General features: G+C 38.5%; 21 protein-coding genes and 1 other annotated feature. Of the genes, 8 read left to right on the top strand and 13 right to left on the bottom strand.

The annotated features are described in order from the left end of the window. Nucleotides 1-33: 33 nt before the first annotated feature. Together ACX9YW_RS05130 and ACX9YW_RS05125 are read right to left on the bottom strand one after the other, a co-directional pair. Nucleotides 34-1,872, bottom strand: a complete 1,839-nt coding sequence (locus ACX9YW_RS05130) for a PAS domain S-box protein (RefSeq protein WP_460342795.1) — start codon at nt 1,870-1,872, stop codon at nt 34-36. A 154-nt stretch (nt 1,873-2,026) separates the two neighbouring features. Beyond that, a complete protein-coding gene (locus ACX9YW_RS05125) occupies nt 2,027-2,617 on the bottom strand; it encodes a biotin transporter BioY (protein ID WP_460342792.1) in 591 nt (196 codons plus the stop codon). A gap of 562 nt (nt 2,618-3,179) precedes the next feature. Here ACX9YW_RS05125 and ACX9YW_RS05120 point away from each other — a divergent pair. After that, nucleotides 3,180-3,530, top strand: a complete 351-nt coding sequence (locus ACX9YW_RS05120; protein WP_460342789.1) for a DUF805 domain-containing protein — start codon at nt 3,180-3,182, stop codon at nt 3,528-3,530. 49 nt (nt 3,531-3,579) lie between these two features. Here ACX9YW_RS05120 and ACX9YW_RS05115 read toward each other — a convergent pair whose 3' ends face one another. Further along, nucleotides 3,580-3,765, bottom strand: a complete 186-nt coding sequence (locus tag ACX9YW_RS05115) for a histidine kinase (protein WP_460342786.1) — start codon at nt 3,763-3,765, stop codon at nt 3,580-3,582. A 134-nt stretch (nt 3,766-3,899) separates the two neighbouring features. Between ACX9YW_RS05115 and ACX9YW_RS05110 the strand changes: the two genes are divergently transcribed. After that, nucleotides 3,900-4,739, top strand: a complete 840-nt coding sequence (locus ACX9YW_RS05110) for an STAS domain-containing protein (RefSeq protein ID WP_460342784.1) — start codon at nt 3,900-3,902, stop codon at nt 4,737-4,739. Between the two features lie 60 nt (nt 4,740-4,799). After that, entirely contained in the window at nt 4,800-5,042 is a 243-nt protein-coding gene (locus ACX9YW_RS05105; protein WP_460342781.1) for a glutaredoxin family protein, read from the top strand. 32 nt (nt 5,043-5,074) lie between these two features. On the opposite strand, the gene ACX9YW_RS05100 is transcribed toward ACX9YW_RS05105, so the two are convergent. Further along, the gene (locus tag ACX9YW_RS05100) at nt 5,075-6,307 is read right to left on the bottom strand and encodes a DUF438 domain-containing protein (RefSeq protein ID WP_460342778.1); all 1,233 of its coding nucleotides are present in this window, start codon (nt 6,305-6,307) and stop codon (nt 5,075-5,077) included. A 246-nt stretch (nt 6,308-6,553) separates the two neighbouring features. Between ACX9YW_RS05100 and ACX9YW_RS05095 the strand changes: the two genes are divergently transcribed. Next, nucleotides 6,554-7,687 carry a zinc-dependent alcohol dehydrogenase gene (locus ACX9YW_RS05095; RefSeq protein ID WP_460342775.1) on the top strand — a complete coding sequence of 378 codons (1,134 nt, stop codon included), beginning with the start codon at nt 6,554-6,556 and terminating at the stop codon, nt 7,685-7,687. A 62-nt stretch (nt 7,688-7,749) separates the two neighbouring features. On the opposite strand, the gene ACX9YW_RS05090 is transcribed toward ACX9YW_RS05095, so the two are convergent. Both ACX9YW_RS05090 and ACX9YW_RS05085 read right to left on the bottom strand, forming a co-directional pair. Next, nucleotides 7,750-9,165 (bottom strand): amidase, encoded by a 1,416-nt coding sequence (locus ACX9YW_RS05090; RefSeq protein WP_460342772.1) that lies wholly within the window; start codon nt 9,163-9,165, stop codon nt 7,750-7,752. A 45-nt stretch (nt 9,166-9,210) separates the two neighbouring features. Further along, entirely contained in the window at nt 9,211-9,966 is a 756-nt protein-coding gene (locus ACX9YW_RS05085) for an NRDE family protein (protein WP_460342769.1), read from the bottom strand. Between the two features lie 107 nt (nt 9,967-10,073). Between ACX9YW_RS05085 and ACX9YW_RS05080 the strand changes: the two genes are divergently transcribed. After that, entirely contained in the window at nt 10,074-10,862 is a 789-nt protein-coding gene (locus tag ACX9YW_RS05080; RefSeq protein WP_460342766.1) for an arylamine N-acetyltransferase family protein, read from the top strand. Nucleotides 10,863-10,924: 62 nt separating this feature from the next. Here the strand turns inward: ACX9YW_RS05080 and ACX9YW_RS05075 are convergent, their stop codons facing one another. From ACX9YW_RS05075 to ACX9YW_RS05055, 5 genes are all read right to left on the bottom strand, one after another. Next, the gene (locus ACX9YW_RS05075) at nt 10,925-11,845 is read right to left on the bottom strand and encodes an SDR family NAD(P)-dependent oxidoreductase (RefSeq protein ID WP_460342763.1); all 921 of its coding nucleotides are present in this window, start codon (nt 11,843-11,845) and stop codon (nt 10,925-10,927) included. Between the two features lie 82 nt (nt 11,846-11,927). After that, a complete protein-coding gene (locus tag ACX9YW_RS05070) occupies nt 11,928-12,500 on the bottom strand; it encodes a TetR/AcrR family transcriptional regulator (RefSeq protein WP_460342760.1) in 573 nt (190 codons plus the stop codon). Nucleotides 12,501-12,622: 122 nt separating this feature from the next. Continuing rightward, complete coding sequence (metG, locus tag ACX9YW_RS05065) at nt 12,623-14,260, bottom strand: methionine--tRNA ligase (protein ID WP_460342757.1); 1,638 nt, start codon at nt 14,258-14,260, stop codon at nt 12,623-12,625. A gap of 56 nt (nt 14,261-14,316) precedes the next feature. Continuing rightward, nucleotides 14,317-14,593: a binding site (T-box leader), on the bottom strand. A gap of 53 nt (nt 14,594-14,646) precedes the next feature. Next, the gene (locus tag ACX9YW_RS05060; protein WP_460342754.1) at nt 14,647-14,826 is read right to left on the bottom strand and encodes a hypothetical protein; all 180 of its coding nucleotides are present in this window, start codon (nt 14,824-14,826) and stop codon (nt 14,647-14,649) included. Nucleotides 14,827-14,886: 60 nt separating this feature from the next. Continuing rightward, nucleotides 14,887-15,345 carry a DinB family protein gene (locus tag ACX9YW_RS05055; RefSeq protein ID WP_460342751.1) on the bottom strand — a complete coding sequence of 153 codons (459 nt, stop codon included), beginning with the start codon at nt 15,343-15,345 and terminating at the stop codon, nt 14,887-14,889. Nucleotides 15,346-15,644: 299 nt separating this feature from the next. On the opposite strand from ACX9YW_RS05055, the gene ltaS reads away from it, so the two are divergent. Further along, nucleotides 15,645-17,591, top strand: coding sequence for a lipoteichoic acid synthase (gene ltaS / locus ACX9YW_RS05050; protein WP_460342748.1), 1,947 nt, complete (start codon nt 15,645-15,647; stop codon nt 17,589-17,591). Between the two features lie 40 nt (nt 17,592-17,631). Here ltaS and ACX9YW_RS05045 read toward each other — a convergent pair whose 3' ends face one another. Next, nucleotides 17,632-18,504, bottom strand: coding sequence for a proline iminopeptidase-family hydrolase (locus ACX9YW_RS05045; RefSeq protein ID WP_460342745.1), 873 nt, complete (start codon nt 18,502-18,504; stop codon nt 17,632-17,634). Between the two features lie 128 nt (nt 18,505-18,632). On the opposite strand from ACX9YW_RS05045, the gene ACX9YW_RS05040 reads away from it, so the two are divergent. Then, complete coding sequence (locus ACX9YW_RS05040; protein ID WP_460342742.1) at nt 18,633-19,256, top strand: hypothetical protein; 624 nt, start codon at nt 18,633-18,635, stop codon at nt 19,254-19,256. 1 nt (nt 19,257) lies between these two features. Further along, nucleotides 19,258-20,883: a glycosyl hydrolase family 18 protein gene (locus ACX9YW_RS05035; RefSeq protein ID WP_460342739.1), complete on the top strand. Its 1,626-nt coding sequence runs from the start codon at nt 19,258-19,260 to the stop codon at nt 20,881-20,883. Between the two features lie 63 nt (nt 20,884-20,946). Here ACX9YW_RS05035 and ACX9YW_RS05030 read toward each other — a convergent pair whose 3' ends face one another. Continuing rightward, nucleotides 20,947-21,969, bottom strand: coding sequence for an asparaginase (locus ACX9YW_RS05030; RefSeq protein WP_460342736.1), 1,023 nt, complete (start codon nt 21,967-21,969; stop codon nt 20,947-20,949). Between the last annotated feature and the right edge of the window lie 117 nt (nt 21,970-22,086).

Genomic DNA, 22,086 nt, shown 5'->3' with positions numbered 1-22,086 from the left:
GAACAGCTTCTAAATTCACTGTTCGCCTTTTGTCTATAAAATTGGTAAAGCAATCTCAACCGTTGTTCCGTTTTCCCCACTTTGTATAGAAAAACTTCCATTATGATTTTCAATGATTTCTTTGCTAATCATTAATCCAAGGCCCGTTCCACCTTGTTTGGTTGTAAAAAACGGCTCACCAATTCGATCTAATAACCGCTTCGGAATTCCTATACCACAATCAATAAATTGGATTTTTACTTTTTTATATTCAAACTCTTTAACCTCAACGGTTATTTTTCCACCTTTAGGCATTGCCTCGATAGCATTTTTTAAGATATTAATAAAAACCTGTTTTAATTGATTCTCGTCGCCATTGATCCAGAGATTTTTAAATTCGTATTGAGTATCAATTTCAACATTATTCATAATTGCTTCCGTATTGATTAGGGTAACGACATGATCCAAAACGACTCTTAGGCGACATTTTTCAAACTTTAACTTTTGTGGTTTCGCCAATATAAGGAGTTCATTAAGGATAATTTCAATTCGGTTAATTTCTGAAGAAATGATATCAAAATAGGTGTGGTCTTCTTGGTATTTATGCTCAATCAACTGAATAAATCCCTTTATTGCCGTTAATGGGTTGCGAACTTCATGGGCTATCCCAGCAGCTAGCTTTCCCGCTACCGATAATTTTTCCGAGTTGATCATCAACTCCTGGGTTTTTTTGCGTTCGGAAATATCGCGGATAATAAGGTGAATAGCTGATTCGTTTTGATAGATCGTGGGGATGCCCTTCACTTCAACCTCTAATAGATTACCATTTGGTAAAATTAATCTCTGCTCCATAAAATCAATGGCCAGGTGTTTCTTAGCCATTTTTTTCTCCAGCATGTTATTTTTTTCTGGTTCAAGGAGTTCAAAGTAATCCTTACCAATCATCACATCACGACTCTCTACTTGAAACAATTCCACACCGGTGTCATTGATATATAAAATAAGGCCATTGCGTATGATAACGACTGCATCAGGAGAATACTCAACCAAATTGCGATACCGTTGTTCACTTTCACTAATAGCATTTTCGGCTTTTTTCAATTCAGTAATATCCCTAGCGACACTAATAATTTCTTTTAACTGTTCAGTATCATCATCAATAATTGGGACAAACTCAACGTCCATCCAAATATAGGTACCTTCTTTTTTCTGGATACGAAAGGTATCACGCTTAAATCCACTATTTAATAGGTTAAAGTAGTTTTGTTTCGCTAAATCACGATCATCCCGATGTACCAATTCAAAAAAGGACTTTCCAATTAATTCTTCATGCGAATAGCCAGTAATATGTAAGGACGAAGCTGAAACGAATTTCAACTTTGCTTTTAGATCTGTTTTCGTAATCAGATCCAATGAATTGTGTGCGAGGAAATTATAGACTTGTTGTGCATCCCGATAGCTTTTTTTATTTAACTTTAATTGGGTAATATCATTTGCAATCACTACTACACCAATAATTTCATTTTGGACACTAATGGGAAGTTTCGTAATATTAACCTCGATACGTTGCCCCTCTTTTGATAAAAAGGAACTGTCAAAATTGCCGACTTTTCCTTCTAGGGATTGTTGAAAATATCTGTTCGCTTTACCCCAAGCGTCAGTAGTAAGAATCTGATTATATGTAACTGTCCATGGTTCATCTAAAGAAAAACCTATCATTTTTTCACATGCAGGGTTTAGAAACGATAAATAACCCTCCCGGTCAATTACCAAAAAGGCATCAGGGTTATTTTCTATGATCACTTGGTAATGACATAAAAGTTCCTTGACATACTTATCTAATAAAACCCTTAATTCAAGTTGAGTAAGTATATTAGAGCCGTTCATTCCCATAGGATTAATCCCTTTCATTAGTACTTGACTTAATCTATATTTTAGAGATAGATGGGAGATTTTACAAGATAAACATGATAGGTATCAGGTATAAACACATATAAAGACCTATCTTTTGGTGGAAGTTTCAGTTCCATTAAGATAGGTCTGTTACTTAACTAACATTTTTCAAGTGTTTAAATTGCCCTTTAGAGAGAACCGTTTTTTCTAAACGATATGCCATCACACCTGCAAATACGGCTAAAATAATATCCTTTGGTAGTGGTGGCACCATCCATAACCAAGCCATTTCGTAGGTGAACCCTTCCGGCGCTGCTGCCCAAATTTTATAGGCGAAATACATCCAATTGGTCCCAAACAAATAATTTACGACCAATCCTATGAGAGCAGCCATAATAAATGCCTTCAAGCTGCGTTTTTTTTCAACGATCTTTCCAACAAAGAAGGCGATTAGGATAAAGGAAAGGATAAACCCGAATGTCGGACTAACAAAGGTCGATATACCAGCGCCGAATTTTGCAAAAACCGGAACACCAACTAACCCGACAAGCATGTAGACAATCATGGCAATGGATCCGATGCGACTACCTAGAATTGCTCCCGCTAATATAGCAAAAAAAGTTTGTAAAGTTATCGGTACTCCCCCAACAACCATAAACGGTGCAAATGAAGTAATATTCGCTCCAACCGCCATTAAAGCAACGAACATTCCTACTAATGTTAAATCAATTGTCTTAAATCTCATTCATTTCTCACTCCTAATAATTCAATAATCCAAGAGTAATAGTTTTTTTTTTTATTGTCAACCAAATATTATAATAGGTTAACATTACACGCCGGTAAAAAAATTCAAGCCCCAGAAAGTTACGGCTTATTGCGAAGGTTATAGCAAATGAAGTTTAGGAGGGTTATTTATGTCTATCCTTTTGAAATTTTCCTTAAAATGGCACATCTTTCGAATGAACTATCATGCTTTACTTCTAGGCTCCTGCATTTGCACCGATCTTCAAAAAAAGTTACATCACAAAATACACTTTCACCAACAAAAAATCCACCAACTCAACTCAATCAACAAAACACTTTAGTGTTTTAAAAAATATACATCCTTTAAAGCGCTAAAGTGTTAGATGTGGATTATATTTATTTAATTAAAACTAATCCTCTAGGCATCAATTCATGAAAACCAGAATATAAAAAAAAGAGTAGTTAAAACATAAAAACTACTCCAATCTAGGATGTAATCCCCTAAAAAAGTTATTTTTTAAAGAAACATTTTAGGAAATACTATCACACAAAGGAGGAATCTTATGGAATGGTATTTGAAAGTCATGCAAAATTATGTTGGCTTTAGCGGCAGGGCGCGACGAAAAGAATACTGGATGTTTTACCTGGTTAACTTAATCATTTCCATTATTCTGTCTATTGTGGAATGGACTATTGGATTAGCTTCCGTTTTAACCGGTCTTTATTCATTAGTTATCTTATTACCTTCCCTTGCGGTCACCGTAAGAAGGCTGCATGACACAAATCGTAGCGGTTGGTGGATATTAATTGTTTTGATTCCAATAATCGGAGCCATCGTTCTCCTTGTCTTTACCGTCTTAGATAGCGATCCTTACGAGAATGAATATGGCCCGAACCCGAAATTCAATGATTAATCTCCAACAAAATAGCCATCAAAAGTATAGTGACTTTTGATGGCTATTTTTATTTTCGGTCTTCCTTATCCAAGCTAAATAATAAAAACGATATCCCACCTGATAAAATCGCGGCACCCACAGCAATGATAATTCTGATTCCTAGGTCAATTTCTGCATATTCCTTTGCGAGCATCCACAAGGCTAAAAAGGCCACAAATAAGGAAATGGGGATCACCAATCTGAATTTTTTCAAACCTTTTTCTTCCTTTCGAAAAACTTAATCTTCTCGATAACTATTTTAGCATGAAACGTTTAAAAGATTTAGAGAATCAATTCATGATAATATATTTAGTATATAGACACTATCTTATTAGGGTGGGAAGAAACGTGAAAGAAGAACTTCGTTATATTGGAAAAAAAATCATTGAAAATGATTTAGCCATCGCCAAAAGTATCGCTATGCACCATCATTCGAAATACACCAAGGAACTAAACGAAGCAGGATCTCCACTTACAGAACGCCTAGACTATCGAAGAGAATTAATCCATTATTTTGGTCAGGCACTTTATGGGGACATTGAGATTGTCACAAAAAATATCGAACAGTGGAGTATAAGAGGTGCCGAACTAGCCATTCAATATGAGGTGCCACTAGCAGAGGCACTTAGAGCCATATCTGCCTACCGAACGGTCATCTGGGATGTCTTCACAGAGGAACTGGAGCAAAAACACTTTGCAGCTATTACCATGCTAGATGTGTCCAAGATTATCGACCCGTTAATTGATCAAATCTTTGGTATCTATGGGGAAATATTTGAAAAGCATAATCAACAGCTAATAAAAGTGGCCAATACTGCCCTAGATGAACGCTCTGTCCCTGTCGTCCCTATCGTAAATGATATTGCAGTCATTCCTTTAGTTGGAGAAATTGATATCCACCGTTCAAAATTAATTATGGAAGTTTCCTTATCAGAAGGGGATAAGCTAAGTTTATCCTGTATCATTTTTGATTTATCTGGTGTCCCAATGCTTGATACCATTGTGGCTGATCAATTTTTCAAAATCGCTCAGGCATTAGAACTTATTGGGATAAAAGTCATTTTCACTGGCGTTCGTCCGGAAATTGCCCAAACCATTATTAAACTCGGACTAGACTTTACAAAAATAAAAACCTATTCCCATTTACAACAAGCTCTTATCGAGAAAGGGTTTTGCAGGCAAATTTAGGGATATTTTTTCTCCATTTATGTAAAATAGACATATTCAATCGGAATTGGAGGTATCGAGATGAAAAACGTGATTATTTATACACAAGAAACTTGCCCACCTTGTCATGCGGAAAAACTATGGCTAAAGGAAAACGGGGTTGAATTTGAAGAACGCGATATCCGTAAAAATGACCAATTTTTACAAGAATTAATCGCCCTTGGCGCAGCGGCAACGCCGGCTACTGTTATTAAAGATGACAACAGCGAGGAAGTCATTCTTGGCTTTAACCAAGCTAGAATTGCAGAAATTCTAGGTCTATAAGAAAAAAGTCACCGAAATGGTGACTTTTTTTCTTAAGAGAGGATTCGTTTCTCTCCTTCAATCGCTTTAATCAAATCGATGTTTTGGGTAAATTCTAGGGTACCGATATATTCGCCGTTTTCGTCACGGACCGCGAAGTAACGAATATAGACAAATTTGTCCTGAACCTTTATCCAAAAATCTTCGCTATCCTTTCTACCTGATTTGAAATCCGCTAATAGTTCTTCCACTACGTGTACACTTCTTGGTGGGTGACAGTTTTGTACCGTACGGCCAATTACCGCCTTCGTTCGCGCAAAAATCCGCTCCTTACCATGTGAAAAATAGCGAACCACATCATCCTGGTCAATAAACGTAATATCAACAGGCAAATGATTTAACAATAACTCCAACTGCTTTAATGATAAAATTCCTGTTTCCATTTTAATATAACCTTCTGAAATCGCCTTCTCATCCAATGCCTTTCTTTCCGGTTTCCAAACAGTGGCTGGTCCAATCAAGCAATATCCGATTTCATCACTTTCATGAGCAATCTTCACCCATTCATCTTCGGTAAAATTATTTAGTGCCATCGGGAAAAGGATATTCTCCTCACGATAAATCATTGAAATAACCTGCTCACTAACATAATGGAGAACCGCTACAATAGCTTGTTTGTCACCTTGATCATTCATTAACTTTTGCCGAGCATCTTTAATGGCATCAACAATAAAATCATCAATTCGCCACATATTATTCGTTGGTCCATATATCCCGTATTTCTCCAAATAAGGGAAAATTAAATTTTCTTTACGGCTAAAATGTTTCGTAATATCAAGTAAGAGATTTATATCCTCTAATAGTTTAAATATAATTTCAGCATTGTCTTCCTTAATAAACTGCTCTAGGTGAGGCTGCAATTTTGTTTGAACGAGTTTTTCCAGTTCACGGTTTTCTAGCTTAAACGTGTGAACAGGGTGCCCTGGTTGGTCTTCTTGGTCCTGTTTATTTTGACCTTCTTCTTCAACATTTCCTTTAAAAAAATCTAAATGGTCAGCATACATCTGATGTACATCCTTAATGGAAAGCCCTTCATCTTCCAGAAAATCATGCTGGAGCTGGGAGATTTCTTCCACCGTCACTTTTCCAATAAAAGCATTAAAATGCGCTTTCACCTCATCTAAGCTTCTTCCATTGTGAAGGTCTTTAAAGATTTGCCTTAGTTGATCCAGTCTTTCTGTATTTATATAGGTTTCTTGTTCGCGATTATTAATGATTTCACTCATTTGTTATCTCCTCCAGGATTGGATGGCATATTTTCACTGAAAATGTTTCTCATATATAAAATAGCACTTTTGAGCGCCCTGTTTAGTGATTTACATCATCCCAATAGTGTCAAAAAAAGCATATTTACAGTCCTGTTTGTCCAATTTTTGAACGACTATTGTAAATACAACTGATCTCAACTAGGATGATTAAATTACCATTTGGAAACATTAATAAAGGAGTATTTATCTTAAAGGAGTGTGTATATGAAGGCAGTAACCTATCAAGGACCTAATCATGTTGTCGTCGACGAAGTTGAGGATGCTAATATTGAGCATAAAGAAGATATTATTGTCAAAATTACTTCCACTGCAATTTGCGGGTCTGATTTACATCTCTATCAAGGCAACTTCCCGCTCCCACCTGGCTATATTATTGGTCACGAACCAATGGGCATTGTGGAAGAGGTTGGACCAGGTGTCACTTATGTAAAAAGAGGCGATCGCGTTGTTATCCCTTTTACGGTAACCTGTGGCCAATGCTATTATTGCCAGCATAAGATGGAGAGTCAATGTGATAACTCAAATCCACATTATGATTCAGGAGGCTATTTTGGTTATTCTGAGAAATTCGGTAACCATCCTGGTGGACAAGCAGAATATTTAAAGGTCCCTTTTGGGAATGCGACACCATTTTTAATACCGGAATCTTGTGAGCTCGAGGACGAATCATTACTCTTTTTATCTGATGTTTTGCCAACTGCCTACTGGAGTGTTGAGCATGCAGGAGTGAAAAAAGGGGATGTAGTTGTGGTATTGGGCTGCGGACCTGTTGGTTTGATGGCACAAAAGTTTGCATGGATGAAGGGTGCCTCCCGGGTCATTGCCGTTGATTACTTAAATTATCGGTTAGATCATGCTAAGAAAATGAATAAAGTCGAGACCTTTGAGTTTACCGAGTATCCAGATATGGGCGAGCATTTGAAGGAGATTACCAAAGGTGGGGCCGATATCGTGATCGATTGTGTCGGAATGGATGGAAAAAAATCGCCATTGGAGTGGCTGGAGCAAAAATTAAAGCTTCAAGGGGGTACGCTCGGTCCTATCCAAATTTCGACAAAAGCTGTTCGTAAATACGGGACTGTTCAGATTACTGGAGTTTACGGAGGAAATTACAATCTTTTCCCAATGGGGGCATTTTTTTCGCGAAATATTACACTAAAAATGGGACAGGCCCCAGCAAGACATTTTATGCCTGAATTATATAAAATGATTGTCGAAAATAAATTTGATCCGAAGGAAATTATCACCCACAAGATTCCTCTTTCTGAAGCTAGTCATGGCTATCAAATTTTTAATGGACATGAGGATGATTGTATTAAGGTGATATTGAAACCTTAGTAAAAAACCGCTCAAAAGAAATAGCGGACAGAGTTTAATGTCCGCTATTTTCCACTTTTTATCTAAACACATCTCTTATATCCCCGAAAGTTCCCCTCCAAGATTTTTCCTACGCGAAATAGAGCATTTTCCTGCCCGACCGAAGTAATTACTTGGACAGCAATCGGCAAGCCATGTTCATTTTCTCCGACCGGTATGGTTAGCGCAGGTAATCCGAGTGTATTAGCAATGGCGACATAAGGCATATATTGCTGATATGTCTTACGAATCGAAAAGATTTCTCCATACACCTTTCCATGAGGAAGTGCAGGTTCATGATAAACGGGAACGATGAGCACCTTGTTTTCAAAATACGCCTGGCACTGTTCCTCGGCATCGGCCAGGTCCGTTTTCAATTGCTCCAGCACCTTGCCTTTAGGTTTAAACAGATTCACACCAATTAATCCCCAGGTTAAATATCGATGAATTTCAGCATCCTTGAAAACTAGGTCTTTAGTAAACTCTCGGATTGGACGCGGTTTATTATCACCAAAGGCATGTTTCGCCACTCCCACTCCACCGTCAATAGACATGACCAATTGCCACATGGTAGCCAATTTTTCAAAATAAGGTGGAAAGGTAGAAGATATCGAAAACTCTTTAGACAGACAGGCTTGGACTTTTTCAACAAGCTCCCATGTATCTTTGCCCACAGGAACTTTCGGATGAATAGGCGGAATGATTACGGTAAACGAAGACATGTCCATTTCAGTAGGTATTGCATCTGCAATAATTTCATTGATTATTTCGGCATCCTCGACCGATTTTGCAATGGCGCCAATACCGAGCATTTTTTCTTGGTAAGGGTCGGTTACCGCTGGGAAATGCCCTACTTGTGAGACTTGCTTAGCACCTGATTTAAAGCCAATCACTCCGTTAAAATGGGACGGAAAACGAATCGAGCCGCCAATATCTGAACCAAGTCCGACCGCAGCACCCCCTACCGCAATGCAAGCAGCCTCACCACCGCTTGAACCGCCCGTCGTCCGTGTACTATCCCAAGGATTATTCGTTCGGCCGTATAATTTGTTATCGGTTTCCTGGCAAAAGCAAAGCGTTGGCGTGTTCGTTTTACCTAATATAATGGCCCCTTCTGCTCGAAGTTTGGCCACAACTCGTGCATCCTCTTCCGAAATATGGTCTTTCAAACGAACTAAACCACCTGTCGTTTTCATTCCCTGGACATCGAAACATTCCTTCATTGAAATGGGAACGCCAAAAAGCCTCCCTCCTCCCCTCCCTTCCTCGAGGAGACGGTCATAAACAGCGGCTTCTTTAAGTGCTTGATCAAATCGGTCTTCTACTAGAAAATTTAAGGTCGGATTAACCCTTTTGATATGTTCAATATAGGTGTTTGTTGCCTCGACAGACGTAATTTCTTTAGACTTTATTTTTTTTGCTAAGGTTGTTGCATCCATATCTAGAATAGGCTGACTCATTTGCTCACTCCTTTTCGCTATTATATTGGAGCTTGTTCGATAATATTAAAGGTTTATGAAAAATTCGGAGTCACTAACATCTTCGTTTGTGTAAACACGCTCCTTATAAAAAATCTCCCTAGTTGTAGCCATTAAGACAGTTGAACTACGTGTTCCATAACCATCCGTACTGATAAAAATTGGTGACAGAATTCTTTCCCACTCTAAGGTGACCCCGGTTCTAGGCAAGCGTTCATCTGGTGCAGGGTCACTATTTTGCAACAAAGTGAACAGTTGCTCGCTCATCTCATCTTTTGTTGACGATGTCAGATTACGTAATCCTTGTTTACCCCGTTGCACTTTTGGCCAGTCCGTATCAATTAAATGATTACTAATTCCATAAATGCCCGGCATTATTTTTTGAACCTGATTTCCAATGTTGGAGTAATAGTAAAGTTCATCGATTGTACCAGCTAGAAGGTTGTAGCCTGGGTAGTGGTCACGCAAATCCATTAGCTTTTCCATATATTCTTTCGGGTTTATTTCAGAATTTAGGAAATTGCCCACTAACTCGCCACGTGAGCGTTTCCCCTCTGTAATCTCCTTTGGGTACCGATAATTGGTCAATGCTGCGAATCTTCCAGAAGTGTTGACTCCCATCCAGGTCCCCATTTGCTTTAAATCCCTTCCGGCCAGAATCTTAGGATGGTCCTCCCAAAAATGAGCCGATGCTGTTGGACGTTTAAGAAACTCATCGCGATTTGCCGCGACGATTAGTGGATAGGTGGGGTGAGTTTGATAGGAAAATAATACTAAACACATGGTAATCGCATCCTTTTTGGAATTGTTTCTTCTATTATATCGAAAGATTTATTAAACTATTAGAATGGAGTAACATATTAGAAGAATTTTCGTGGGGAGGATTGTAAATGAATCAATTAAACGATTTATTTCGGAAACGGATTGGATTATTAATGGATGAAACAATAACGTTTGAAACACTTGGGCAACTTCTTGAAAAAATCGCTACAACCATTCCTTTTGAGAATTTAAAAGTCATCGCTAAAACTCCGGCCGATATTAATAAAGAAAATTTGGTCCAGAAAATTCTAGTTCGTAACGAAGGCGGCTTATGCTATGAGCTAAATACGATACTCTATTATTTTCTTCGTGAAAATGGGTTTGATGTTCAAATTGCCCGAGCTATTGTCTTTGACCAAAATAAGGGACAATTCGCGGCAATTGGTCGTACTCACGTCATTGTCCTTTTAAATCATGGAGGGCTATTATATGTTGTTGATACAGGGTTTGGGGGTAATCTTCCTTTAAGACCTGTTCCATTAAGCGGCGAAATGGTGAGTTCCTTTAATGGGGAGTTTCGTATTGATAAACTAGAAAGCGAACATGGAAACTTCATGTTCGAAATGAAATTAAGACATAAAGATACCGAATGGAAAAATGGCTATGCCTTTTTCTCCCATCAACCAATCAAAGACATCTCAGAAATGAACGAGGTTCAAAAACTGATTAACGAAAGTCCATTATCATCCTTAAATAAGGCACCACTAATAACCAAATTGACAGTTGACGGCAACATCACTCTTACCAACAACGCCCTAACTCAATGGGAAAAAGGCAACCTAAACAAACAAGACATCCAACCTGACCAATTCAAAGACCTAGCCCAACAACACTTCCAAATCCTAAAAATAAAATAAAATCGCTTTAGCGCTTTAAAGCATGTGGGGACAGTCCCCGAATTCTTTAAAGCGCTAACGCGTTAAAGTGTTAGTGTGTTTTTGATTCCGGTTTGGTATGGAGTGCGGGGGAGTGTGCCGATTCGAGTTTCGTATTTGGTGCCGTCTAGGTGTACAGGAGTTTCGTTTAGGTACATCATTTCGGAAAATTCTCTCATGAACGGGTTGAATAGTCCGATTAAGTTAATCATCCAGCGATGGATTGGTTTTAGTTTAATCTTTTTACCTAGATGTTCTGAGGCAATCTTGGCAATTTCGTTGCCAGTGATGGTCCCGGCACCCGGAATCGTCCACTCTTCTCCATAAGCATCTTCTCTTAATGCGAGCTCAACTAAGGCTTTGGCAGCATCTTTAATATAGATGAACTCCTTTTTCAGGTCTGGTCGACCTATATAGCCAGCAGAGTTTTTCTTTTGCATTTGTCCAAACGTATAATGAAGGATGGTACTCTCAGCTTTCGGTCCATAAAAATCTGGAAAATGGGCGATTAGATATGGGACGCCACTGGATTCAATCTTTTCCTGCAGCTGTAAGCGCAATTTTCCTTTTTTTGTATTGGGGATTTTTTCTGTATTTTCTTGGACCTTATGTTTCTGAGCACCATATGCATAAATATTATCAACATAGACGAATGGTTTATTCTGCTTGCCGCATTCCACTAAGACGTTCGTTAGGATTTGCATTAAAGTCGGATCCCAATTTTGATAAGGTATATTAATGCTATGAATGACAAGGTCCACTTTCGACATAGCATCAGCTAGCTGAGCTTGATCCAAGACATCTCCTACATAAATAGAGGCTAAAGTACCCCATTCTCGGCTATATTGCTCCAGTTTATTTTTTGACCTTGCAAAAGCAATCGTTTCAATATTGCGACTGACTAACTCCTCTACCAAAGAAAACCCCATCCCACCTGTAGCTCCTAATACTAAAGCTTTTTTCATTTATCATCATCTCCGATTTTTATTGACCACTGTTCAATAAATTTGTTTATAAAAGAAATGACTCCAGAAAGTCATTTCTTCATTATTGCAAAGCTTTTATTAAAAATTGTACATGCGCCCTTGCCAGAATCTCGATATCATCAAACCTTGTTTCGGACCGGCAATAATGAGTCACAAATCCATGAAGACTCAAAAACAAAGAATAGATTTCCTTTGTTGTGATCGGTCTAATAACTAATGACGTAACCGCTTCACCAAACAACTGAAGACTTTTGTTCGGACCTTCTTCAAGATAGCTTTTCACATCATCGTCCCTAACAAGAAACATTACTTCATAATGATTTTGATTGGTAAGGCCAAACTTAATGTATTGATATAGTAATTGGAAAAGCTTTTCTTCCTTAGAAAGATTCTTATTTTCCATAACGTCATCAAGCACTCTATCCAATTTTTCAAAATCAATTTTAATAATTTCAAAAAAGAGTTCTGCCTTATTTTTAAAATGGTAATAAATAGCTCCATGGCTGCATCCTAATTTTTGGGCAATCTTCCGCATGGAAAGTGAGGCATAGCCTTCTTTGGCAAACATATCTCGGGCGACATCAAGAATGACTGTCTTGGAAAGTTCATTCTGTGCTGATTTTCTAGGGGACAATTTATTCAACTCCATTCATTGAACACTGGTCAATTAAAATATAATCTATTTTCCATTGTTTGGCAAGATTTTATTACAAATAAAGGAGGAAGCTATTTTACATAGCTTCCCATCAAAATGAATCAACTATTAATTTGTGATTTTAGGTTTTCTAATTCTTCTGCGATTTTACTAACATCAATTCGCTGGAATAATGGCTCGATCGTTCGGAGTTCCACTGATGTAATGTTCACCATATTCCAGCTCAAATCACAAATTCCTAGCATATCTCTTACCTTTTCACTTGAGAACGGTATAAATGGTGAAAGTAGCTGTGACAAGTTAGCAATAATGAAAACGCAAGTACCAAGCGTTTCCTTGCATCCTTCTAGGTCCATATTGACTTGTTTCCAAGGCTGCCTCTCATCAAAATACTTATTGGCTCCTCGGACAACTTCAAAAATCTTTTCTAACGCCAGTTTTAATGAGCCGTTCTCAATCAAGGTACCCACTTCTCCATAAAGGCTCTCTACTCTTTTTTCAAAAACCGAATCAACTGCAAAACCATCCATTTTCCGACCAAAAGATTTTTCAATAAATTTAAAGCTTCGATTCACTAGATTTCCATACCCACCAAGGAGTTCACTATTATGGCTAAAAATAAACTCGCGCCAAGAGAAATCGGAGTCACTCTTTTCCGGAGCATTAATGGTTAAAAAATAGCGAATCGAATCCGGATTATAGTGTTTCCAAAATTCAGGAACCCAAACAGCCCAGTTTCGACTTGTTGAAATTTTCTTTTTCTCAAGTGTCAAGTACTCATTTGAAATAATATGCTTCGGAAGGCCTGGATTACCGATTCCTTTTAGAATTGCCGGCCATATAATGGTATGAAATGGAATATTGTCCTTTCCATGGACATAATACGTTTTTGTATCCGATAACCAAAAAGTGGAATCATCTTTCCCTGTTTCTTTACTCCACAGCTTACTAGCGGAGAAATAACCTGAAACGGCCTCAATCCACACATAAATCTTCTTATCCTCGTATCCCGCAACCGGTACACTCACACCAAGTGGCAAATCTCTTGAAACTGCCCGGTCATGTAAACCCTCTTGGAGATACCGTTCGGTTAGTCCAATCGCATTTTGACGCCATCCCCCTTCCTCTCTAACCTTCGTTACATATTCCTCCAAATCCTTTTGGAATGAACTCAAAGAGAAATAGAAATGCTCAGTTCCTTTAATAACCGGTTCATTCCCACAAAGCTTGCACTTTTTATCTAGCAAATCCAACGGATCTAAAATAGCTGAACAATAATCGCATTGGTCACCACGTGCTGCTTCTCCACAATTTGGACAGGTTCCCTCAACGTAACGATCCGGAAGGAATTGCTGATCCACTTCACAATAAGCCTGCTCCATTTCCTTTTTATAGAGTAATTTTTCCCCGAGCAGCTTTAAAAAAATCTGTTGAACGATTTTATGATGGTGCTCGCCATCTGTTCTTGAATAACAATCATATGAAAATCCCAGTCTTGAGAAACAGTCAGCAAACTCCTCATGAAAACGGTCAGCAATTTCAACCGCAGTAACTCCCTCCTGTTTCGCCCTGATAGCGATTGGTGTCCCATTACAATCGCTTCCCGAAACGTATAAAACCTCTTCGCCTATTAACCGAAAATAGCGTGCCAATATATCCCCTGGCAGCAGACTCGCAATATGCCCAAGATGTAATGAGCCATTTGCATAAGGCCATGCTCCTCCAATAAATACACTCATTCCAATTCCTCCCCTTTTAAAAATAAAAAAACCCCGTCCTTTTCTATATATAAATAGAAAAGGACAGGGTATATTCCCGTGTTACCACCTTTTTTCACCAATAGTTCACACTATTAGCCTCAGCAAGTACGAAAGTTTACACATTTCTAAACTCTGATACTGTGGTTTTTATAACGAGTACCAACACTCGCCGCAGCCTACTTGATTTTATTAAATCGTTCAGTACGGAACTCAGAGGCCATTTTTCAAACGAATATTTTAGCTTCTTTTCAGCTACCGAAGCTCTCTGTCTTAAAATAAGGTCGTTTTACTTTTTCTCTTCACTGTTTTTAACTATTTAAAATTATTGGTATTATATCCAATAACTTGGATTTTGGGAATACTTTTTAATGATTAAAATCTTCTCCGCCGTTATAATGCTCATTTAGATAGGAATTTTCTTCCGTTGCAAAGTTTACGGAAAGAAGACTGGTTTCTGGGTCAAGTCCATATAGCCCCTTTTCCAACCGACTGATTTCCTCACCACTTTGAAACATAGGTTCTCTATCTTTATCATTTCGTCTCATATTCATTACCCCTTCAAAGAAACTATTCCTATATACCTATTGTGAGCATGTCTCTGACTTTTATAACAGCTTTTTAATATCTAATATCGTTTGAAGATGCATGCCTTCATGGAATATGGTTCGAATCAATACTTGTTCGATCGTAAACATCCCCATTTCCGTTGGGGCAAATTCTTCTTCCAGTCTATGGCCATACATTTCCTTTATGCGCCTTGGTTGATCTCTCAACAATTCCTTTAATTCCTCGAAGCTTGGAGTTTCATTTGAGAAGTTTGCCGGTGAACTACCATAACCAAACCATGCTTGGTACTGTTCTGGAACGGCTGCCTTTTCCTTTGTAACCGCTTGAATCCATAAATACTGATCTAGGTAAATATGTCCTAAATTCCAACGGATATTATTCTTAAACCCGGATGGTACCACCTCTGCCTGTTCAGTAGTAACGCTATCCACCACACCCAAGATATAACTGCGATAACTCTCTAACTGATTAAATAACACCTCATGCCTTTTTCCCACTAGTCAATCCCCCTTTTCATAACTATAATTTACCAAACACATCCGAATTTCCTCCTAAACAAACAAAAAAACTTTAGCGCTTTAAAGAATGTGGGGACTGTCCCCACATCCTTTAAAGCGCTAAAGTGTATTGACATTTTACTATTGGTGGTGGTATCATTTTCATTTGGATTGATGCTGTTATTTGGTTTGTTGAAGTTTTCCAGTAAAGTGGTTAGATGGAAAATTTGGTACAAATATCTTATAGGAAAGTATTTAAATCTATGTCATAATAGTGTGCTAGAAGGTAGGTGCAATATATGAATAACTTTTTATCACGAGGTCAAGGTATTTTTCATAAATATATTGGCTTTTTCTTTGTTGCGGTATTCTTCCTTTGGATGAAAACATATTTCGTTCAATTAACTCAATTTAATCTGGGAATTGAAAACGGTCTGCAGCAATTTCTATTATTTTTAAATCCGTTAGGATCGTCATTGTTATTTTTAGGGTTGGCGTTCTTCTTTAAAGGCCGTAAAAAATATACTTGGCTATTAATCAGTTACTTTCTCATGTCGTTTCTTTTATATGCTAACATTTTATATTACCGGTTCTTTAATGATTTTATAACGTTGCCAACCTTAACCCAAACACAGAATTTTGGTGACGTTAGTGGCAGTGTGGTTTCTCTATTAAAACCATATGATATTTTATTCTTTCTCGATTTCTTTATTTTACTCGGATTAATTGTTTTCCGAGTAGTAAAAAAAGAAGTTGCGGATATGAATCGTTTCAAAGTTGCGGCTTTATTTTCATTTGCCCTTGCGATCTCAAGTGTGAATTTAGCATTAGCCGAGACCGACCGTCCACAATTATTAACAAGAGGCTTTGACCGAAATTATATTGTAAAATATTTAGGGATGTACAACTATACCATTTATGATGCAGTCCAAAGTACAAAAGCTTCTGCACAACGTGTATTAGCAGACAGCAATGACATTACAGAAGTTATCAACTTTACAAAATCCAACTATGCTGAGCCAAATCCAGCTTACTTTGGAAAAGGTAAAGGCATGAATGTAATTTATTTACACTTAGAATCTATGCAGAACTTTTTAATTAACTATAAGTTGCACGGCGAGGAAGTTACTCCTTTCCTTAATTCCTTAGTGAACGAAAAGAATACCATGTATTTCGACAATTTTTTCCATCAAACAGCCCAAGGGAAAACCGCTGATGCGGAATTCATGTTAGAAAACTCGTTGTTTGGATTACCACAAGGTTCAGCTTTTACAACAAAAGGCTTGAACACATATCAAGCAGCTCCGGCAATTCTTGGACAACACGGTTATTCATCTGCTGTGTTCCACGGCAACTCCGGAACGTTCTGGAATCGTAACGAAATTTATAAATCATTTGGCTATATAAATTTCTTTGACGCCAATTACTATGAAATGAAACCTGAGGACCTTGCTGAATACGGCTTAATGGATAAGCCATTTTTCCAAGAATCGATTCCAATGTTAGAATCGTTACCTCAACCGTTCTATACTAAATTTATTACTGTTTCGAACCATTTCCCTTATCCGATTAAGGAAGAATTAGCGACCATTGCTCCTCATACAACAGGAGATAAATCAGTCGACTCATACTTCCAGACAGCTCGCTATGCGGATGAGGCATTGAAACAATTTTTCGAATACCTGAAGGAATCAGGACTTTATGATAACTCCATCATCATTATGTACGGGGACCATTATGGAATTTCCGAAAATCATAAAAAAGCGATGGAACAGGTTATCGGCAAGGAAATTACACCATTTGAAAACACAGGCTTACAGCGCGTTCCATTCTTTATCCGTGTACCGGGTGTAGAAGGTGGCATCAACCATGAATATGGTGGTCAAGTGGATATTCTACCAACCCTTCTTCATTTATTAGGAATCAATACGAAAGAATATGTTCAATTTGGAACTGACCTTTTATCAGAACAACATGATGATCTTGTACCATTCCGTAATGGAAATTTCGTAAGCTCTACGATTACTTCTATAGACGACAAGTTCTACGACTCGACTACCGGCTTAGAATTAGCCGAGGACAAATTAGAAGAAGCACAAAAGTTTCAAAAGAGCGTCGAACAAAAATTATTGCTTTCTGACAAAGTCGTAAATGGTGACTTATTGCGTTTTTATACACCGGACGGTTTTACTCCGATTGATCGAAGCAAATATCACTATTTTGAATCAGCCATTACTGAACAATAATAAAAAACTGCCACAAGTTTTCTCTTGTGGCAGTTTTTTATTATTCATTCGTTATTAAAAAATCATTAACAACCTTAATATATTCTTCTGGCTGCTCGCGATATGGAGAATGAGCACTTTCCTCAAAAACATGCAGTTTCGAACCTTTTACTAAGTTACTAAAATAAGCGGTCGATTCCGGTGTCGCTTCATCATATCTCCCACAAAGAAACAGGGAAGGTGTACGAATTTCATGTAAACGCGGCGTACAATCAAATTCCTTTAGATTGCCAGTCACACAAAATTCTGATGGCCCCCACATTGTATTGTAAACTTCTAAATTTCCAAGCTCGGATGTTTTCGCTCTTTCCTCTGGAGCAACTTCAATTCGGCAAATAAATCGTTTCGAAAATTCCTTCATCGCCGCTTTATATTCCTCTGTATCGGTTGTACCTTCCTCTTCACTACGGGAAATTACCTCTTGCACTTCCTCTGGCAATTGTTTTAATAAACGTTTAGCATCTTCTGCCCATAGAGGAGCACTTAAACAAGGGCTTGAAAAAATCGCACTTTTCACGCCAGTAGGTTTCGTTAACAGGTAAGAGGCAAGTAATGTCGTACCCCAAGAATGCCCCAGAATATGAACCTCTTTCAATTCTAATTCTTCGCGAACCTGTCCTAACTCCACAACATATCGGTCCAAATTCCACAAAGTTGTGTCTGTTGGACCTTTTGAATACCCAGCTCCAAGCTGGTCATAATAAATGACCGTTCTTTCCTTCGCCAGCTTATCTAAACGATGCAATGGTAAGGAAGAGAACCCTGGTCCGCCATGCAACACTAACAATGGGGCACCCTTCTCTTTTTCGGCAGTTACCTTCCGAAACCATACTTTTCCGCCGGTGACCCGGGCAAATCCTTCTTCCACTTTCATTTCTTCCTCTCCCCTCCAAGTCGGTTATCCCTAGTTTATCCTCCTGTTTCAAATTTGTATAGGTACATTACTTTCGATAAGTTCGCTAATAATAACAACAATATCTCAAAGAGAAAGGGTCATTTTACATGTTAAAAAGGTTGCTATACTTATCTCTCTTAACTATTTTACTATGTAGCTGTCAAAATAATCGAAACGATATGGAAGAAACCGACTACAAAAAGATAAACAATACTGAACAAAACGGGGGTTATCTAAGGTTAGCAAACGAGCCTCCATCTCTTAATAATCCACCTACATCAGATGTTTTTCCGCTATTTATGACTGATTTTAAAGAAAGATGGAACGCTATTTCTGATGAGCAAACTGGGGATAACTATATAGAAGAATTTACAGCTAAGGATAATCCCTTGCATTTCGTCACGCTGTTGAAGAAAAATCTTGAATTGGAAATACATACGTTGGATGAAAATCAAATTACGGAGATTATCATTAACGGTACAGGACAGAATAGCAGCGATTTTCTTAAAATGTTAACCAGTTGGTGGCAGGTTTTTTTAATCACCAATCCAGGAACTGATTTTCACGAAATTGATGCAATTTTTTCAGAAATAGGGGTTGGTCCTAATTCACAATTAGAAGAATTAACCGACCGGACCTTTTCGTATGGGGGCCTTTTATATGAAGTAAATACCACAGAAAACTGGATTACCTTTAAAGCTCGCTATCCGGTTTCCCAAGGAGGCGAATAAATTGAAAAAATTCATCCTTAGCCTCTTTCTATTCGGATTGATTCTTTTCCCGTCATCCTATTCAGAAATAGATGCAAATTCAGGACTATTTAATATGTCCTATATTTATTTTGGAAGCCCAAGCACCTATGTAGGTCAGGTGAATAAAACAAAAGGAAGCTTACACGTTGTCTCCCCCAATTATTTCGATGTAAATGACAAGGGAGAATTAGAAGTTACCTGGAAATTGCAAACATCCTTTATCAATGAAATGCATCGACGTGGCGTAAAGGTTGTCCCCTTCTTAGCCAACCATTGGCATCGGACAGCCGGAATCAACGGATTACTAAATCGTGAAAAACTTGCCCGTGACATCGCTGATGCCATTGAACAATATAATCTGGATGGAGTTAATGTCGACATTGAAGGGGTAGGAGCAGATTATCGAAATGACCATAATGAGTTTATCCGACTTCTTAGGGAAAAGATTCCTAAAGCCAAGGAAGTTTCGGTATCTGTTGCGGCGAATCCAAATAACTATAAAACTGGCTGGCACGGCTTTTACGATTATAAAACCTTATCCAATTATGCCGATTATTTAATGATTATGGCCTATGACGAAAGCTGGGAGGCCCCAGATAGCCCGATTGGTCCCGTTGCCAGTTTGTCATTTTCAGAACGGTCGATTCAGTATGCAATCAATCAAGGTGTTCCCAAAAATAAAATTGTCTATGGCATGCCTTTTTATGGGCGGTTATGGAAATTAGACGGACCTACAACGGAAGGGCATCAAGTAACTGGACGAGGACTTTCTAGTACACGGGTTAATCCACTTGTCAGCAAGTTCAATGGAACGTATTATTTTGAGGAAAAATCTCAAACTCCATATGCAACATTCACCATTCCGAAAAATCAATACGAATTTGTCGGCACATTAAAACTCACCGAAGGAAACTATGTGATTTGGTATGAAAATGAACGTTCATTAAAAGCAAAGCTCCGTCTACCGACCAAATACCAAATTAAAGGGACAGGATCTTGGGCGCTATATCATGAAACCGAGGATACATGGGATTACTACACCCGCTGGCTAAATCAAAGATTTTTCACCGATGTCCCTAATGGATTTTGGGCGGAAAATGAGATTATGCATGTCTCCACAAAAGGCTGGATGAACGGACGAACGAACACCTCTTTTGCTCCAGGGTCTTCGCTCACAAGAGCACAGGCTGCTCAAATTTTAGTAAGATCCCTTGGATACGAAGACGTAACGCCTTCTAATTACCAATTCTCGGATACAGTAAAGCATAATGCTCGGAGGGAAATTGAAGTGGCCAGAGAGCTTGGCATGGTTAGAGGGGTTAGTCCAACTCGCTTCGACCCAAATGCTCCAGTCACAAGGGCACAATTGGCATCGATGCTTAATAATATTTTCAAATATGCAGCCCCTTCAGATGAGATAAGCCCATTTACCGATGTCACACCCAATAATAGCCATTACAATAATATCTTAGCCATTAGCCAACAAGGTTTTCTTACAGGCTATAAGGAAGGGACATTTCGTCCGGGAGCAAACTCAACCCGCGCTCAAATGGCGGCATTGATGACAAGAATGTCTGATAATTTTGAAGTAATGAAGCGTCAGTGAGGAAAATCTCGAGAAATGAAAAATTAGCAAGAGACACACCGACATAAGGTGTGTCTCTACTTATTAGCTTAATTGGACAGCAGCTTTTTCAAGTTGAAAATTCGCCTTTATCACGCCAATTTTATCATTGCGTGCATTAAGTACGGGTGCATGAACGTATTCATCTAACTTTGTAAACAACTCTTCATCACCAATTCCTAACTGTCTTAACACTTCCATAGCCACAACACTAGTTGCACGGGGACTACCATCTTCTACTTTGATCGCAATACCAATACCTGTTTCAAGGTCGCCAATACATTGAACTGCCTCAGCCCCTGCTTTAGCTACTAAGCGACCATTATACACTCTCATTAAATCAGTATCAAAACGATTGGTTCCCCCAACCATTTCTGGATGCTTGATCATTGCATCGCGAATCGTTTTCAATACTTCTGCCCTATTTCGATTCGAAAAAACTTCAGGCTTAGCTAACCGTGCAAAGCCAAGTGCCGTGTTTCGTAGGGGCAATTGATGAACGGGAACCCCGCAACCATCCACACTGATTTCGATTTGCTCTTTTGGAAAACTGCAGACATCCTCGATGACCTCCAGGATTCGCTGCTGTAAAGGGTGATGGATATCCCGATAGCTGGAAACATCTTCGTTCATATGAACGGCAGATGCCAACATCCCCGAATGTTTGCCAGAGCAATTACTAAATACAGGTGTAAGCTCCTTCCCTTCGCGAATCAGTTGTTTATAACTCTCCATATCCCTCGGTATGTGGGTTCCGCATTGAAGGTGGTCTTCTTCAAGTCCAACACGGTTTAAAATATCTAACACAGTGCTCCGGTGGTATGTCTCCCCGCTATGTGAAGCACAACTTAAAGAGATTTCAGCGGCTGAATAATGAAAAGCATCTGCTGCCCCTGTCTCTAGAAGTTGAACAGCTTGGAATGGTTTCATTGAAGAACGTGGAAATGTTAAACGGTCCGGGTTACCATATGAATACAATAGGTTCCCTTCCGCATCGACGACAGCAATATGGACTTCATGTGTACTTTCTAAATACTCGCCTCGATAAACTAATATAGGTTTACTCATAAAATTTTCTCCCTTCACATTTTACCTTAATACTAATCATTTATTATTTCGACTCTCGATGTAATTTTTCCTCTTTCATTTTTTGTGGGATATATTGGGGAATTTAGGTTTAATAGG

This window comes from Pseudoneobacillus rhizolycopersici, from assembly GCF_054786815.1.
The sequence above is the reverse complement of the archived record's forward strand: the minus strand, read 5'-3'. Positions and strand labels throughout refer to the sequence as shown.

What these genes read in the sequence shown, in the direction of transcription:
- ltaS (WP_460342748.1), top strand. Translation starts at nt 15,645, where the DNA reads ATGAATAACTTTTTATCACGAGGTCAAGGTATTTTTCATAAATATATT.
- ACX9YW_RS05090 (WP_460342772.1), bottom strand. Translation starts at nt 9,165, where the DNA reads ATGAGTCAGCCTATTCTAGATATGGATGCAACAACCTTAGCAAAAAAA.
- ACX9YW_RS05105 (WP_460342781.1), top strand. Translation starts at nt 4,800, where the DNA reads ATGAAAAACGTGATTATTTATACACAAGAAACTTGCCCACCTTGTCAT.
- ACX9YW_RS05080 (WP_460342766.1), top strand. Translation starts at nt 10,074, where the DNA reads ATGAATCAATTAAACGATTTATTTCGGAAACGGATTGGATTATTAATG.
- ACX9YW_RS05040 (WP_460342742.1), top strand. Translation starts at nt 18,633, where the DNA reads ATGTTAAAAAGGTTGCTATACTTATCTCTCTTAACTATTTTACTATGT.
- ACX9YW_RS05075 (WP_460342763.1), bottom strand. Translation starts at nt 11,845, where the DNA reads ATGAAAAAAGCTTTAGTATTAGGAGCTACAGGTGGGATGGGGTTTTCT.
- ACX9YW_RS05045 (WP_460342745.1), bottom strand. Translation starts at nt 18,504, where the DNA reads ATGAAAGTGGAAGAAGGATTTGCCCGGGTCACCGGCGGAAAAGTATGG.
- ACX9YW_RS05060 (WP_460342754.1), bottom strand. Translation starts at nt 14,826, where the DNA reads ATGAGACGAAATGATAAAGATAGAGAACCTATGTTTCAAAGTGGTGAG.
- ACX9YW_RS05085 (WP_460342769.1), bottom strand. Translation starts at nt 9,966, where the DNA reads ATGTGTTTAGTATTATTTTCCTATCAAACTCACCCCACCTATCCACTA.
- ACX9YW_RS05100 (WP_460342778.1), bottom strand. Translation starts at nt 6,307, where the DNA reads ATGAGTGAAATCATTAATAATCGCGAACAAGAAACCTATATAAATACA.
- ACX9YW_RS05030 (WP_460342736.1), bottom strand. Translation starts at nt 21,969, where the DNA reads ATGAGTAAACCTATATTAGTTTATCGAGGCGAGTATTTAGAAAGTACA.
- ACX9YW_RS05095 (WP_460342775.1), top strand. Translation starts at nt 6,554, where the DNA reads ATGAAGGCAGTAACCTATCAAGGACCTAATCATGTTGTCGTCGACGAA.
- ACX9YW_RS05130 (WP_460342795.1), bottom strand. Translation starts at nt 1,872, where the DNA reads ATGGGAATGAACGGCTCTAATATACTTACTCAACTTGAATTAAGGGTT.
- ACX9YW_RS05120 (WP_460342789.1), top strand. Translation starts at nt 3,180, where the DNA reads ATGGAATGGTATTTGAAAGTCATGCAAAATTATGTTGGCTTTAGCGGC.
- metG (WP_460342757.1), bottom strand. Translation starts at nt 14,260, where the DNA reads ATGAGTGTATTTATTGGAGGAGCATGGCCTTATGCAAATGGCTCATTA.
- ACX9YW_RS05125 (WP_460342792.1), bottom strand. Translation starts at nt 2,617, where the DNA reads ATGAGATTTAAGACAATTGATTTAACATTAGTAGGAATGTTCGTTGCT.